Below are 15,663 nucleotides of genomic sequence, written 5' to 3' on the forward strand. Positions count from 1 at the left end.
TTGCCGGACATTTCCTGTCATGTGAAATCCAAACCCATCGTGATCACCGCCGGCGCGCTGGTCACCAGCCTGCTGACCGCGGCGGCCGGCGTCACCCCGTTATCGGCCACCGCACTCCCGGCCGGCCCCGCGGACAACACCGTGACCCTGATCACCGGCGACCGGGTCGTGGTCGCCGGACGGAACTACAGCGTGACGCCCGGCCAGGGCCGGGAGGTGACGTTCACCGGGCAGATGAGCGGGGGCCATCTGTACGTGATCCCGTCCGATGCCCGGCCGCTGATCGCCAAGGGGGTGCTGGACAAGCGGCTGTTCGACGTCACCCAGCTCATGCGGTGGCAGTACGGCGACGCCGCCACGAACGAGATCCCCCTGATCCTGCGGTCGCCGGGCCAGGACCTGCGCGGCGCCGCGCCGACCCGGCGGCTGGCCACCCTGGGCATGAGCGCGATGCGCCTGCCCAAGGCGAACGCGGCCCGGACCTGGCGGGACCTGACGGCCGGCGCCCGCGGCCTGGCCTCCGGCACGACCAAGCTCTGGCTGGACGGCCGCCGCTCCTACAGCCTGGACCAGAGCGTCAAGCAGATCGGCGCCCCCGAGGCGTGGAAACAGGGGTTCACCGGCAAGGGCGTCACGATCGCCGTGCTCGACTCCGGGTACGACCCCGGCCACCCCGACCTGAAGAACGTCGTGACGCAGTCGCGTAACTTCAGCAGCGAACCCGACATCAGCGATAGGCTGGGCCACGGCACCCACGTGGCCTCGACCATCGCCGGCGCCGGGGAGAGGTACAGGGGCGTGGCGCCCGATGCGAAGATCGCCCTGGGAAAACTGGGTTCCACGTCGTTGACGGAGTCGGCCATCCTGGCCGGCATGGAGTGGGCCGCCGTCGAGGTCAAGGCCAAGGTCGTCAACCTGAGCCTCGGCGCTCCCGACACCCCCGAACTGGACCCCGTCGAGCAGGCGGTGAACGAGCTTTCCGAGCGGACCGGCGCGCTGTTCGTGGTGGCCGCGGGCAACGACGGCGCCTCTCCGGTGAGCAGCCCGGGCAGCGCCGACGCGGCCCTGACGGTCGGCGCCGTGGACAAGCAGGGCAAGATGGCGCCGTTCTCCAGCAGGATGCGTGACATCGACCACGCGATCAAGCCGGACGTCACGGCGCCCGGCGTGGACATCACGGCCGCGCGGGCCGGCGGCGGACACGTGGCGATGAGCGGCACCTCGATGGCCGCGCCGCACGTCGCGGGAGCCGCCGCGATCCTCGCCCAGCGCCATCCCGAGTGGACCGGCCGGCAGCTCAAGGCCGCGCTCATCGGCAGCGCCGCGCCCGTGGCCGGCGCGACCCGGTATGAGCAGGGCGGCGGCCAGGTGGACCTGGTACGCGCGCTGGCCCAGCCCGTGATCGCCGAGCCGGGCAACATGTGGGCCTATTTCCGCTACGGCAGCACCGACGAGCAGGTGCGGACCGAGACCATCACCTACACCAACTCGGGCGACAGCCCGCGCACGTTCGACCTGACGGCCGAGGGCGAGGTGCTCAAGCTTTCCGCCCGGCATCTGGAGGTGCCCGCCGGCGGCCAGGCGTCCGTCACGCTGACGATCGACGGGCGGGGCAGGAAGACGGGCGAGTACCAGGGGACCGTCACCGCCACGTCCGGCGAGCAGGTCATCAGGACGCCGGCCGGCGCCTTCGTCGAGCCGGAGTCGTACGACGTGACCATCGACGTCCTCGACAAGTCCGGCGGGCCCGCCGACTTCTACGCCGAGCTCTACAACCCGAAGACCGGCGACGTACGTGAGCTGCAGGTGGAAGGCGGACGGAGCCGGGTTCGACTGCCCAAGGGCCAGTGGAACCTGCTCACCGAGGTCCTCCAGGTGGAAGGCATCACGCTCGCTCACAGCACCGTGACCGTGGCCGACGGCGACCAGCAGGTGACGGTGGACGCGCGCGCCGGCAAGCGGGTGCGCTTCTCGATCGACGACCCGGCGGCGGTCCAGCAGAACGGGTACACCATCAACCTGGCCCTCGGCGCCTGGTCGACCTCATGGACGTCGTACATGAGGTACCCCGACAGGCTCTTCGTGGTCCCCGTACGCCAGCCGGGCCTGAAACTCATGATCAGAAACCTCTGGGACGGCACGGCCGGCACCCCGTACCTCTACGACCTGGTCCAGCGCCACAGCGACGGGATCCCCGCCGACCCCGTGCTGGACGCCAAGCGGGACGAACTCGCGAAGGTGACCGCCGTCTACCGCGGCGCCGGTGTCGCGGCCAAGGGCACCCCGCTCGTCGGAGCGCGGTTCGACGAGGCCGGGGCCGGGGTTCTGCTGCCGGTCCGGGACGAGGTGGACCTGCCGGGCACGCTCACCCACTACCGCACACCGGGCCTGGTGTGGAACAGCGCGCTCGAGGTCGGCTCTGCCCTGCTGGCCGACACGGGGCACGAGCCGAAGCGGGGCGACACGCGGGAGACGTGGAACGTCGCGGTGACCGGCCCGTCGCTCGCCGGGCTCGGCGCACGCCGTACCGGGGACACGTTGACCGTCGCCGCCGGCGGCCTGTTCGCCGACGGAGGCACCGCGCGGGCCGGGACGGACTCCGCGGCCACGGGCGCCGTCACCGTCGCCGCCAAGGGGCAGGTCCTGGCCAGGGCCGACCTCGCCGACTGCGTGCTCGGGGATGCGGAGGCGTGCGTGCTGCGCGCCGAACTGCCCGCCGGGGCGGCCACGTACACGATCAGCTCGTCCATGCGCAGGGAGGTGCCGCACTCGACGCTGTCCACGGCGGTGGACACGGTCTGGACGGTACGGTCGTCGCACACGGCGGGCGAGCGGCCGCTGCCGCTGATGGCGATGCGGTACACCCCCACCGGGCTCGACGACCTCAACCGCGCCGCGCCCGGCTCGACGACCCCGCTGCCCATGAGGCTGGAACGCGCCCCGGGAGCCCCCCAGGCGCCGGTCGAGCAGGTCCGGCTGGAGATGTCCGGGGACGACGGCACGACCTGGCGGCCGGTCCCGGTGCTCAGAACGGGCCCGGGGTGGACCGCCATGGTGCCCAACCCGCGCACGCCCGGGCACGTGTCGCTGCGGGTGAAGGTGGCGGACGCCGCCGGCACCGGCCTCACCCAGACCGTCATCAGGGCCTACGCGGTGGGGTCTCCCAACTGAGGAAGCGCAGCGTGCCGGCCTGACGGACGCGTTCGGCCAGGGCGCGGTCCAGGGACGACACCGCACGGGCCGGGCGTTGTGTCACGGCTGGCGGGTGACGTCGCTCACAGTGGCGGCGCAGGGTCGCCTCGGGCGCGTTTCAGCCGGTCGGACGGGGAACAGGTCGGGGATGGAGGTGCTGAGCAATCGAGTGCTGCTGCGGCCGAAGGATCTCGTCCGCAGCCTCGACTTCTACCGCGAGACGCTGGGCCTGGCCGTCTATCGCGAGTTCGGCCCCGCCGACCGGCCGGGCGTGGTCTTCTTCCTCGGCCAGGGGTTCCTGGAGATCTCCGGGCACTCCGACGACGGGGCCGTCTCAGGGCTGTCGCTGTGGCTGCAGGTACGCGATGTGGCGCAGGAGGAGGAACGGCTCCGGGAGGCGGGGGTCACGGTGGTGCGCGAGGCGCGTCAGGAGCCGTGGGGCCTCATCGAGCTGTGGATCGAGGACCCCGACGGGCATCGCATCGTGCTGGTGGAGGTGCCGTCCGATCATCCGCTGCGCCGTGACCCCCGCTGAAGGACGGTCAGCCCATCGCGCGCTCGATCGCCTCGATGATCCGCGGGCGCAGCTCGGCGGCGCTGATGATCGCATCGACCGAGCCGACCTCGACCGCGCGCTGGATGCTGTGCACCCGGTCGAACTCCGCGGCCACCTCACCGAGCTTCTCCGCCCGTACGGCTGACTGCACCTCCGCGAGCTGGGCGTTGAGCGCCGCCCGCTCGGCACCGCTGGCCGCCGAGACCCGCGTCTGCAGCTCGGTCACCCGCGGGTCGGTCGCGGTGCGGTTGTTCACCTCGCCGGAGAACACCACGGCCGCCGCCGGGGCGCCGCCGAGCACCGAGGCGAACGAGCCCTCCAGCGCCAGCACGGTCATGTTCGGGTTGAGCGCCTTGGAGAACACCACGAACGCGCCGCCGTGGTAGCGGGAGATCACGCAGAACACGATCGGGCCCTCGAAGTTGACGATCGCCCGGCCGATCTCCGCGCCGTACTCCAGCTGGAGCTTGCGCATCGACTCCGGCGAGCCGTCGAACCCGGACAGGTTGGCCAGCACCACCAGCGGCCGGTTGCCGGACGCGGAGTTGATCGCCCGCGCGGTCTTCTTCGACGAGCGCGGGAACAGCGTGCCCGCGGTGTAGGTGTCGGGCCCGTCCGTGGGCGGGAAGCCGCGCCGCGGCACCGACCGCGACTCGATGCCGATCAGGCAGACCGGCCGGCCGCCGATGTGCGCGTCCTGCACCGCGGACGTCTCCGCGTCGGCCATGCCCGCCCAGCGCTCCAGCACCGGGTGGTCCTGGTCGGACACGGCACGCATCACCGTGCGGATGTCGAACGGCTTCTTGCGGTCGGGGTTGAGCTCCGCGGAGAAGATCTGGCCGACGGTGGCGAAGTCGCTGTCGGCGAGCTCGTGCGGGAACCCGGAGATGTCACGGTCGAACGGGTCGCCGGTGCGGGCCCGCCGCGGCCCCGCCTCGCCGGGCACGACGTAGGTGTGGTCGTAGTGCGCCATGAGCACGTCGCGAGCGGCCGGCAGGTTGGGCGCCCAGTACTGCGCCTGGCCGTTCGGCCCCATGACGCGGTCGTAGCCGCCGATGCCGAAGTTGTCCTCGGCCGACACGCCGCCGGAGAAGTCGAGTGACTGCTTGCCGGTGAGCACCATCGCCGAGTCCGGCGTCATCACCAGGATGCCCTTGGTGTGCATGAGCATCGTCGCCTCGGCGTTCCAGTACGGCTGGGCGCCGACGGTGATCCCGGCGACCACGATGTTGATCTCGCCGCCGCCCTGGGTGAAGGTGACGATCCGCTTGAGCGCCGCGGCGACCCAGTCCATGTTCTCGGTGCCCGAGGTCATCGAGATCCGGGCGCCGGCCGACAGCGCGTACCACTCCAGCGGGACCCGCATCCGCTCGGCGAGGTCGAGGGCGGCGATCACCCGCGAGCACTCGGGCTCCGAGAGGGCGCCCAGCGCCTTCGTCGGGTCGCCGATCAGGACCACGCGGGTGACACCTTCGGGGTGCCGCTCGGTCGGGGTCGTGACGACGCCCGCCACGATCGCCGCGGAGTTCTTCCCCTTGGGCCGCTCCACCGGCACGAGCGCGCCGTGGGCGTCGAGGTCGTGCTCAACGAAGCCGCCCTCCGGCCCGGTGAGCAGGCCGGTCAGCTCGTACGGGTAGACGTTGCCGCGCCGGGCCGCGCGCAGCACCTTCTGGCGGTAGTCGTCCAGCGGCTGGACCGGCTCCGTCGACGGCTTGCCGACGTCCAGGGTCGCGGCGTGGCCGGGGTCGAGGGTGATCCGCACGGCGACCTCGGCCAGCTCGCCGGAGGCGGTGCGCTGGCGGGCCACGAACTGGACCTCCTCCAGCCCCGCGCCCGCCGCGGTCGGCAGGATGCGCTGGAGCAGCATGTTGAGCTCGTCGGTGGACAGCTCGGTCGACGGCCAGACGTACATCATGATCCGGTTGGTGTCGAAGCGCTTGTTCTGGGGGCGCTGCGCCTGGATGTTGCGGATCGCGTCGAGGCCCGCGGTGAGCGCGTCCTCCACGGCGGGCAGCGCGACCAGCCTGCCGTCGGCCTCGCGCAGCGGCGTCAGGTCGCGGACCTGGCCCATCGCGATGAGCCGCTCGTCAGCCGGGTTGCTGCGCGCCACGGCCTTGAACAGGTAGATCTCCTCGTCGGCGGACGGCAGCCGGGTGAGGTCGAACTCGCGCAGCCGCTGCAGCTGCAGGCGCTCGGCGATCTGCGGGTGCAGGCCGCGGATCAGCCGGTCTTCGGCGAAGCCCGCGCCGTCGGGGCGGAAGGTGAAGTGGTGGTGCATCACGGCGCCGCTGGTGCCGACGACGGTGGTGGTGATCCGGCCGACGCCCGCGGGCCGCGAGTGCTCGGCGAGGAGCTCGCCGATCCGCGCCGCCATCGCGTCGGCGTCCGGCTGGTCCTCCCACGTGACGTAGAGGTCACCGACCAGACCCCGCTCCGCCCCGTCGGCGGAGCCCTCGACGACGCTCTCGGTGGCGCCCTCGACGACCCCCTCGGCGGCGAACGTGTCGAGGGCGCCGATGGCGTCGGGCAGGGCGGCGATGTCGACCGCGGTGGCGACCACGCGGGTCACCCCGGCCGCCCCGGTGTGCTCGGCGGTGACGAACCGGCAGCCCGCGGCCTCGCTCGCGGTGACCTCGGACAGCCCCCGGTTGCCGTAATAGCGGCGGGTCAGCACCTCCAGCAGCGGCGCGTGATCCCGCCCGTGGCGGCCGATGCGCTGGCCGATGAGCCGGACCAGCGGCTCGGAGCCGGCCACCATGGCCTGGATCCGCTCGGCGCGGTCCGGCGCGTCCGGGTTGGCGTCCAGGTAGCGCAGGTCGTCGCGTACCGCGGCGTAGACCTTGGCGCGGTTGCGGCGCAGCAGCGGCTGGGCGTACCAGCGGAACACCACGCCACGGGCCAGGTCGGACACCGTGGGGAAGCGCACCTGCGTGGCCTCGACCAGGTGCTCCAGGGCGAGCCCGGCGCGCTCGCCGAGCGGCTCGACCGGCGGCGGGCCGGCCAGCCACTGGCGCAGCAGCTCCGAGACGATCGCGACGGCCTTACTCATCTGCTGCTGGGCCAGGAAGATCCGGAAGACCGCGGCCTCCAGCTCCGGCGTGCGGTCGAGGTCGTCGACGCCGTAGTGGGCGAAGACCCTGGCGAGCTTGGCCTGGAAGCTCTGGGTGACGCCGGCGCGCTCGACGTCCAGGCTCTGCAGGTAGCTGTGGAAGAACTCGCGCGGGCTGTGCACGGGGCTGCCCGGCTCGACGTCGAGCGCGCCGCCCGGCTTGTTGCGGCTCAGCTCGGCCAGGTCGGCGAACACGGTGAGCAGGTCGAGCTCGCCCTCGATGGGCTGCTCGCCCAGCTCGGCGCGCGCGGCCAGGTACGCCGACAGCGCCCGGTTGCGCTCGTCCGGGGCGCCGTCGAAGCCGAGCAGCAGGCCGCGCAGATCCTGCAGGCCGCGCTCGACCCGGTCGGCCGCGGACATGCCGGGCTCGGGGGGCAGGTCGATCTCGACGACGCCCGCGGACTCCTCTTCGGGGCCCTCGTCGGCGAGGGGCTCCAGGCGCATCAGCGGCGCGCCGGTCTCGACCTGGCTGCCCACCGACACCGGACACTCGCGGACGCGGGCGCGGAACGGCGCGCGCAGCACCGTCTCCATCTTCATGCTCTCCAGCACCAGGATCGGCGCGCCCGGCTCGACCTCGTCGCCGGCCGACAGCGGCGTCGCGACCACCAGCGCGGGCGCGGGCGAGCGGACGACGCCGCCCTCGTCGCGGCTGATCCGGTGTGTCACGCCGTCGACCTCGACCAGGTGGATCGGCCCGTGCGTGGCCGAGACCACCCGGAACCGGCGGCCGTTGACCACGATCTGGCCGCTGTGCGCGTCGAACCGCTCCACCTCGACGTCCGCGGGGTGCGCCTCGCCGCCGCCGGAGATCCCGACGCGGAAGCGCCCGTGCCCGACCCGGGCCACGCTCACCCGGTAGCCGACGCCGCGGAGCTTGAGGTCCAGCGGGCGGCCCGAGTCGTGCTGCACCTGCGGGCGACCGCCGTGCGCGGTGGACAGCAGCCGCCGGCGGCCGACCTCCTCCTCGTCCTGGTAGGCCTCGATCGCGGCGGCGGCCAGGGCGATCGCGGAGTGCCGGTGGCTGACCAGGCGGCCCTTGGCGCGCACGCGGTCGATCCAGCCGGTGTCGGCGCTCGCGTCGATCACCTCGGGCTGGTCGAGCAGGTCGAGCACGAAGCTCTTGTTGGTGGCGCCGCCCTCGATGATCACCGTGGTCTCGGCCATCGCGCGGCGCAGCCGGCCCAGCGCCTGCTCGCGGTCGCTGCCGTAGGCGATGATCTTCGCGATCATCGAGTCGAAGTCGGCCGGGATGCTGTCGCCCTCGCTGACGCCGGTGTCCACGCGGATGCCGGGCCCGGCGGGCAGCACCAGGCGCGCGATGCGGCCGGGGGCGGGCGCGAAGTCGCGGTCCGGGTCCTCGGCGTTGAGCCGGGCCTCGACGGCGTGGCCGGCCTCGGCCGGCTGGGGGCCCGCCAGCCTCCCGCCGTTCGCGACGTGCAGCTGCAGCCGTACCAGGTCGGTGCCGGTGGTGATCTCGGTGATCGGGTGCTCGACCTGAAGGCGGGTGTTGACCTCGAGGAAGGCGAACAGCTTCTCGCCGGGGTGGTAGAGGAACTCGACGGTGCAGGCGCCGCGGTAGCCGACCTCCACGGCGAGCCGCTCGGCCGACGCCTTGAGCTCGGCCGTCTGCTCGATCCCCAGCACGGGGGAGGCGGACTCCTCGATGATCTTCTGGTTGCGCCGCTGCACCGAGCAGTCGCGCACGCCCAGCGCCCACGCGGTGCCCTGCCCGTCGGCGATGACCTGGACCTCGACGTGGCGGGCGCCGGTGACCAGGCGCTCCAGGAAGACCACGCCGGAGCCGAACGCGCGCAGCGCCTCCTGGCTGGTGCGCTCGTACGCGTCGGCCAGGTCCTCCTTGGAGGCGACCATGCGGATGCCGCGCCCGCCGCCGCCCGCGGTCGCCTTGAGCATCAGCGGGTAGCCGATCTCTTCGCCGGCGCGCAGCGCGTCCTCCAGGGTGGCGACCTCGCCGCGGCTCCACGGCGCGACGGGGACGCCGACCTTCTCGGCGATGAGCTTGGCGCCGATCTTGTCGCCGAGCTTGCGCATCGCCTCCGCGCTCGGCCCGACGAAGGTGACGCCGATCTTCTCGCACAGCTCGGCGAACGCCGGGTCCTCGGCGACGAACCCCCACCCGACCCAAGCGGCGTCGGCCCCGGTCTCCACCAGCGCCCGCTCCAGGACGGCGTGGTCGAGGTACGGGCGGGCGGCGGCGGGCCCCAGGGGGTAGGCGAGGTCCGCCTCGCGGACGAAGGTCGCGGTGCGGTCGGCGTCGGTGTAGAGGGCCACCGTCTCGATCCGCTCCCCGGTCTCCGCGCAGAGGTCCCGGACGGCGTGGATGAGCCGCATCGCGGCCTCTCCACGATTGACGATGGCGACACGACTGAACACCGGTTGAGCCTCCCCATACTCACGCACAAAGGCGACGCCCGGGATCCCGGAACGCCGCCTGCACCTTTCTACACCCTGCTCGATCGCCATCCGGTGCACCATGGCCCGCATCGCTCATGGCGGAGGTGCTGCGTTGTGGGAACCCCACAAAAGTACCGCGAGCCACACCACCCCTGGCGCCCGCCGGAAGCCGGGTGGGGACGCACCCGAAACACCAGCCCGCAGAATTGGCGATAATTACGCCCCGGAAATTATCCGCGAGCCTGCCATAAAAGCACAATATCGCCACTATAAGGCTCTTATAAAAACCTCCGCACGGCCGACCGGAGGGACTCTTCAGAATTTTAACTGCCTGCCTTCTGCAACGCTCGCGAGCTGGGCAGACGTGAGATTTTCGGCTCGGTGGGGCGCGGCGCGCGACCCGTCGCCAATTGCCGTCCGCCACGGCTGCCGACCGCGCCGAGCGGGCGCTTGTGCCGGGCGCCAAGGTGCGGCTCCGTATGCGATTTGAGCACCGTCATGAACGCCTGTCCAGACCCTTGTCGGGCGCTTTGCGATCATTTACTGTCCAGGTGATCAAATCACTGGCTCATTTCAGGAGGCCCGGTTGCGCCGATTAACGTCCGCGGTGCCCCTCCCCCTGCCGCTCCCGCCGCAGGCCGCCATCGGAGCAGACGCGACATGAAGAAGTGGCTTGTCTCGGGCGTCATCGTGGCCCTGGCGGCCACGGCCATCGCGAGCGCGCCGGCCCACGCCGCGCCGGCGGATCTGGACGGGCAGGCCACGTCCGCGCCCCCGTCGGTGGAGCCGGGGTTACGCACGCGGGCCGCCGCCGGCAAGATCAGGGTGAACGTCGTCACCAAGACCCGGGCCGATCTGCCCGACGCGGCGAGCACCGGTCAGGTGCTGCAGACGTTGTCCCGGTTCCCCATGGTGACCTTACGTGTCGACGCGGCGGCGCTGGACCGGCTGGCCACGCGGCCGGGCGTCGTGAGCGTGTCGGAGGACCGGCCGGTGCCGCCCGTGCTGGCCGAGAGCGTCCCGTTGATCGGCGGGGACCGCACCCGGGCCGCGGGGCTGACCGGCGCGGGCAGCGCGGTGGCCGTACTGGACACCGGCGTCGCGACCGGCCACCCCTTCCTGGGCGGGCGGGTGATCGGCGAGGCCTGCTTCTCCCCCGTCGACGCCGACTACTCCGCCACCAGCCTGTGCCCCAACGGCACCGCCCAGCAGGAGGGGGCCGGATCGGCCGACTCCGAGCAGGGGGCATGCGCGGACCCGGCCCTCGACTGTGATCACGGCACGCACGTGGCCGGGATCGCCGTCGGCAACGGCCAGAGCGTGAGCGGAGCCCCGCCTGCCGGTGTCGCGCCCGGCGCGAGCCTGGTCGCCATCCAGGTGTTCAGCAAGTTCACGTCGGAGGACTTCTGCGGCGCGGGCGCCGCGCCGTGCGTGCTGAGCTTCACCAGCGCCCAGGTGGCGGGCCTGGAGAAGGTCCTGCAGCTGAAGGAGGCCGGTACGCCGCTGGTGGCCGCCAACCTGAGCCTGGGCAGCGGCCGGTACACCGTGTCGTGCGACACCGATCCGCGCAAGCAGGCCATCGACGGCCTGCTGGCGGCCGGGGTGGCGACGGTGGTGGCGGCCGGGAACAACGGGTACGGCGACGCGGTGAGCGCGCCGGCCTGCGTGCCCTCGGCCATCACGGTGGGCAGCACCACCGACGACGACACGGTGTCCGCCTTCAGCAATCGCGGCCCCCTGCTGGACCTCTTCGCTCCCGGGACGTCGATCGTCTCCTCGGTGCCCGGTGACGGGTGGGCGCCGCTGAGCGGCACCTCGATGGCGGCTCCTCACGTGACCGGCGCGCTGGCCGTGCTTCGCCAGGCCTTCCCCCAGGCGGGCATCGCGGAGCTGGAGTCGGCCATGAAGACCACGGGCAAGCCGATCGCCTACACCGGCGCCACCACGCCACGACTCCGGCTGGACGGCGCCGCGCTCCCCCAGCCGACCCCGACCCCGACCCCCACCCCGCCGGCGGACCCGGGGGCCGTCTGGCCGCCGTACTTCGTCAACATGGACGATTACGCCATCCCCGACCGGGGCAGGGTGGACTCGCCGATCGACGTGAGCGACATCCTCGACAAGGGGCCGGCGCAGCTGCACGTCTGGGTCTCCATCCGGCACCCCTGGGTGGGTGATCTGAAGCTCCAGCTGATCAGCCCGGACGGGAAGGTGTTCCCGCTGAGGGAGCCGTCCCCGGACGGCAGCGATTTCATCGACGAGACCTACGACGTGGACGCCACGTCCGTGACGACGCCGAACGGGACCTGGAAGCTCCGCGCCACGGACGACTATGCACCCGATTCCGGCTTCATCGACGGCTGGTCGATGGACTTCCCCTTCTTCGAGAACTGGGACGATCGCAACATCCCGGACAAGGGCGTCGTCACGTCGCCCATCACGGTGACGGGCTGGCTCCCGGGCAACGCGCCCGCGAAGGCGACGGTCTACGCGGAGATCCACCACACCTGGGTGGGCGATCTGAAGATCGACCTGATCAGCCCGAACGGCATGGTGTACAAACTCCGCCTGCCGGCCCCCCAGGACAACGGCGACGTGATCTGGGAGACCTATCCGGTGGACGGCAGCGCCTCACCGGCGAACGGGACGTGGACGTTACGCGTCGAGGACGTCACCGCGGGCGACACGGGTTACCTGGACGGATGGTGGATCAAGTTCTGAGCCGCTGATCGGCCTGTGATGTCCGGGCGGGGAGCCCGGGCATCACAGGCAGGCTGCCGGTGGGCGGTCCGCTGATCAGCGCCGGCAATGCCTCGGAAATGTGACCTTAATCACACCGCCTAACATTTCCCAATCATGTAACCGATTACATACCCTCATGTAACCGATTACATGGAGGTCAGGTGGCTCGAATCAAAGATGTCGCCGCGCAGGCGGGCGTCTCCGTCGCGACGGTCTCCCGGGTGCTCAACGACAACCCGTCCGTCACCGAGGAGACGCGCAACCGGGTTCACGACGCGATGGCCGCGCTGAACTACCGGCCCAACGCCGTGGCCAGGTCCCTGCGTACCGAGGCCACCAGGACGCTCGGGCTGATCATCGGCGACATCCTCAACCCGTTCTTCGCCGAGCTGGCGCGGGCGGTGGAGGACGAGGCACGCGAGGCCGGCTACACCGTGATCATCGGCAACGCCGACGAGCGGCCCGACCAACAGGACCACTACGTGCGCACCCTGCTGGAGCGGCGGGTCGACGGGCTGCTGATCTGCCCCACCGCCGAGGTGACGCCCCTGGTGGAGGAGGTCAGCCGGGGAGAGCGGCCGCTGGTCTTCCTCGACCGGACGCTCAGCGGCGTGGAGGTGCCGTCGGTCCGGGCCGACGGCAGCGCCGCCATCGCCGAGCTGGTCGCCCACCTGCGCGCCCTCGGGCACCGGCGGATCGCGTTCGTGTCCGGGCCGAGCACCCTGTCCACCGGGCGCGAGCGGACGGAGGCGTTCCTGCGCGCGACGGCCGAGCACGGCCTTGAGATCCCCCCGGAGTACGTGCGCGTCGGCGACTTCCGCGCCGGCAGCGGCCAGCGGATCACCTCCGAGCTGCTCGACCTGCCCGAACCCCCTCAGGCGATCTTCCTGGGCGACAACCTCATGGCGCTCGGCGCGCTCGACGAGGTCCACGAGCGCGGCCTGGACATTCCCGGCGACGTCGCGTTGGCCTCGTTCGACGACGTGCCGTGGTTCAGGCACGTACACCCCCGCATCACCGCGATCAGCCAGCCCACCGCCGAGCTGGGCCGGCGCGCGGTCCGGGTGATCCTCGACGTGCTGAACGGCCGGGCCGCCGAGTCGGTGGTGCTGCCCGCGACGCTCGTGGCGCGCGAATCGTGCGGGGAGACGGGCACGAGGAAGGAGGGCCGCTCGTGAGCCAGGCACGGGAGATCCTGCGCGTGGAGGGCCTCGGCAAGAGGTTCCCCGGCGTGGTGGCGCTCGACGGCGTCGACTTCGACCTGCGCGCGGGCGAGGTGCACGTCCTGCTCGGCGAGAACGGCGCCGGCAAGAGCACGCTCATCAAGATGCTGTCCGGCGCCTACCAGCCCGACAGCGGCCGCATCCTCGTCGACGGCGAGGCGGTCGCGATCAGGACCGCCGCCGACGCCCAGCGGCTCGGCATCGCCACGATCTACCAGGAGTTCAACCTGGTCCCGCAGCTGACCGTGGGCGAGAACCTCGCCCTGGGCCGGCCGCCGCGCCGCTTCGGGTTCGTCGACACGCGGCGCATGCACGAGCAGGCCCGCGGCATGCTCGACCAGGTGGGCGTCGGCGTCGACCCGCGCACGCGCGTCGCCGACCTGGGCATCGCGCAGATGCAGATGGTCGAGATCGCCAAGGCGCTCGCGCTCGACGCCCGTGTCCTGATCATGGACGAGCCCACCGCCGTGCTCACCACCAGCGAGGTACGGCGCCTGTTCGACCTGGTCGGGCAGCTGCGCGAGCGGGGCGTCGCGGTCGTGTTCATCACCCACCACCTGGAGGAGATCGCCCAGATCGGCGACCGGGTGACCGTGCTGCGCGACGGCCGCTCCGTGGCCCAGGTGCCGGCCGGCACGCCCGAGGAGGAGCTGATCCGGCTCATGGTGGGCCGGCCCATCGACCAGCAGTACCCGCGCCGGCCCGCCACGGCCGGCGAGCCGCTGCTGCAGGTGCGCGACCTGAGCCGGGCCGGCGCGTTCTCCGGCGTGTCGTTCGAGGTGCGGGCCGGCGAGGTCGTCGGCCTGGCCGGGCTGGTCGGCGCGGGCCGCACCGAGGTGGCCCGGGCCGTGTTCGGCGCCGACGCCCCCGACTCGGGCGAGGTGCTGGTACGCGGCCGGCGGCTGCCCCGCGGCGACGTGCGCGCCGCCATGGATGCCGGGCTCGGCCTGGTCCCCGAGGACCGCAAGGGCCAGGGACTCGTCCTGGGCGCCGACATCGCCGAGAACCTGGGCCTGGTCACCCTGCGCGGCGCCAGCCACGGCGGATTCGTCGACCGGGCCGGGCAGCACAAGGCCGCCGCGCGGGTGGCCGACCAGCTCGGCGTGCGGATGAGCCACCTCGGCCAGGAGGTGCGCACCCTGTCGGGCGGGAACCAGCAGAAGATCGTGATCGGCAAGTGGCTGCTCGCCGACGCCAACGTGCTCATTCTCGACGAGCCGACGCGCGGCATCGACGTCGGCGCCAAGGTCGAGATCTACCAGTTGATCAATTCGCTCACCGCCTCCGGCCACGCGGTCCTCATGATCTCCAGTGATCTGCCCGAGATCCTCGGGATGAGCGACCGCATCCTCGTCATGGCCAGAGGCAGGCTCGTCGGCGAGCTGAAGGCCGCCGAGGCGAACCAGGACTCCGTGATGGCGCTGGCCGTCACCGAGGTGGAGGATGCTCGTGTCCACTAACGTGCTGGCCGCACGGCCGACGGCCCGGAGCCTGCTGGCCGAGAACGGCTCGCTCGCGGCGCTCGTCGTGCTCGTCGTGGCGCTGTCGCTGCTGTCCGGCGACTTTCTCTCCGTGACGAACCTGCTGAACGTGGGCGTCCAGGCGGCGGTCACCGCGATCCTCGCGTTCGGCTCGACGTTCGTCATCATCACGGGCGGGATCGACCTGTCCGTCGGCGCCGTGGCCGCCCTGTCGGCGATCGTGCTGGCCTGGACGGCCGCCGACAGCGGGCTGCCCTGGCCGCTGGCCACGCTCGTCGCGCTGGCCGTCGGCATCGGATGCGGGCTGGTCAACGCCGCGCTCATCGCGTACGGCAAGCTGCCGCCGTTCATCGCCACGCTCGCCATGCTGGGCGTGGCGCGCGGGCTGGCCCTGGTGGTCTCCCAGGGCAGCCCCATCGAGATGCCGGAGGCGGTCTCCCACCTGGGCGACACCGTCGGCGGCTTCCTGCCGGTGCCCGTGCTGGTGATGGCGCTCATGGGCGTGATCACCGCCGTCGTGCTCAACCGCACGTACGCCGGCCGGGCCATGTACGCCCTCGGCGGCAACGAGGAGGCCGCCCGGCTGTCCGGCATCGCCGTCAGCCGGCAGAAGCTCGTCACCTACGCGCTGTCCGGCGCGTTCGCCGCCGTGGCCGGCATCGTCCTGGCCAGCCGGCTCGCCTCGGCCCAGCCGCAGGCCGCCTCCGGCTACGAGCTGGACGCGATCGCCGCCGTGGTCATCGGCGGGGCGAGCCTGTCGGGCGGCAAGGGCCGGGCACTCGGCACGCTGGTCGGCGCGCTCATCCTGGCCGTGCTGCGCAACGGGCTGAACCTGCTGTCGGTTTCGGCCTTCTGGCAGCAGGTGGTCATCGGTGTGGTGATCGCCCTGGCCGTCCTGCTCGACACACTGCGCCGCCGAAGCGGCCGCTGACATCACCGTAA

The 15,663-nt window shown here is 72.2% G+C and carries 7 protein-coding genes; 6 read left to right on the top strand and 1 reads right to left on the bottom strand.

Going from position 1 to position 15,663, the window contains the following annotated elements:
- Positions 1-21: 21 nt before the first annotated feature.
- Both ACIBQ1_RS38900 and ACIBQ1_RS38905 read left to right on the top strand, forming a co-directional pair.
- A complete protein-coding gene (locus tag ACIBQ1_RS38900; protein WP_397284844.1) occupies positions 22-3,171 on the top strand; it encodes a S8 family serine peptidase in 3,150 nt (1,049 codons plus the stop codon).
- Between the two features lie 169 nt (positions 3,172-3,340).
- Complete coding sequence (locus ACIBQ1_RS38905) at positions 3,341-3,727, top strand: VOC family protein (protein WP_397284846.1); 387 nt, start codon at positions 3,341-3,343, stop codon at positions 3,725-3,727.
- Positions 3,728-3,734: 7 nt separating this feature from the next.
- Here ACIBQ1_RS38905 and ACIBQ1_RS38910 read toward each other — a convergent pair whose 3' ends face one another.
- Positions 3,735-9,254, bottom strand: a complete 5,520-nt coding sequence (locus ACIBQ1_RS38910) for a biotin carboxylase N-terminal domain-containing protein (protein ID WP_397284848.1) — start codon at positions 9,252-9,254, stop codon at positions 3,735-3,737.
- Positions 9,255-9,935: 681 nt separating this feature from the next.
- Here ACIBQ1_RS38910 and ACIBQ1_RS38915 point away from each other — a divergent pair.
- From ACIBQ1_RS38915 to ACIBQ1_RS38930, 4 genes are all read left to right on the top strand, one after another.
- Positions 9,936-11,996, top strand: a complete 2,061-nt coding sequence (locus tag ACIBQ1_RS38915; protein WP_397284850.1) for a S8 family serine peptidase — start codon at positions 9,936-9,938, stop codon at positions 11,994-11,996.
- Positions 11,997-12,178: 182 nt separating this feature from the next.
- Positions 12,179-13,195, top strand: a complete 1,017-nt coding sequence (locus ACIBQ1_RS38920; protein ID WP_397284852.1) for a LacI family DNA-binding transcriptional regulator — start codon at positions 12,179-12,181, stop codon at positions 13,193-13,195.
- Positions 13,192-14,700 (top strand): sugar ABC transporter ATP-binding protein, encoded by a 1,509-nt coding sequence (locus ACIBQ1_RS38925; RefSeq protein WP_397284854.1) that lies wholly within the window; start codon positions 13,192-13,194, stop codon positions 14,698-14,700. Before ACIBQ1_RS38920 ends, ACIBQ1_RS38925 begins: the two co-directional genes overlap by 4 nt.
- Positions 14,684-15,652, top strand: coding sequence for an ABC transporter permease (locus ACIBQ1_RS38930; protein WP_397284856.1), 969 nt, complete (start codon positions 14,684-14,686; stop codon positions 15,650-15,652). Before ACIBQ1_RS38925 ends, ACIBQ1_RS38930 begins: the two co-directional genes overlap by 17 nt.
- Positions 15,653-15,663 lie beyond the last annotated feature (11 nt).

Origin of the sequence: Nonomuraea sp. NPDC050153 (assembly GCF_044460125.1) — a bacterium.
Classification (GTDB): domain Bacteria; phylum Actinomycetota; class Actinomycetes; order Streptosporangiales; family Streptosporangiaceae; genus Nonomuraea.

Bases quoted from the DNA above. Each gene is read 5' to 3' on its own strand.
- ACIBQ1_RS38905 (WP_397284846.1), top strand. From the start codon at position 3,341: ATGGAGGTGCTGAGCAATCGAGTGCTGCTGCGGCCGAAGGATCTCGTC.
- ACIBQ1_RS38930 (WP_397284856.1), top strand. From the start codon at position 14,684: ATGCTCGTGTCCACTAACGTGCTGGCCGCACGGCCGACGGCCCGGAGC.
- ACIBQ1_RS38915 (WP_397284850.1), top strand. From the start codon at position 9,936: ATGAAGAAGTGGCTTGTCTCGGGCGTCATCGTGGCCCTGGCGGCCACG.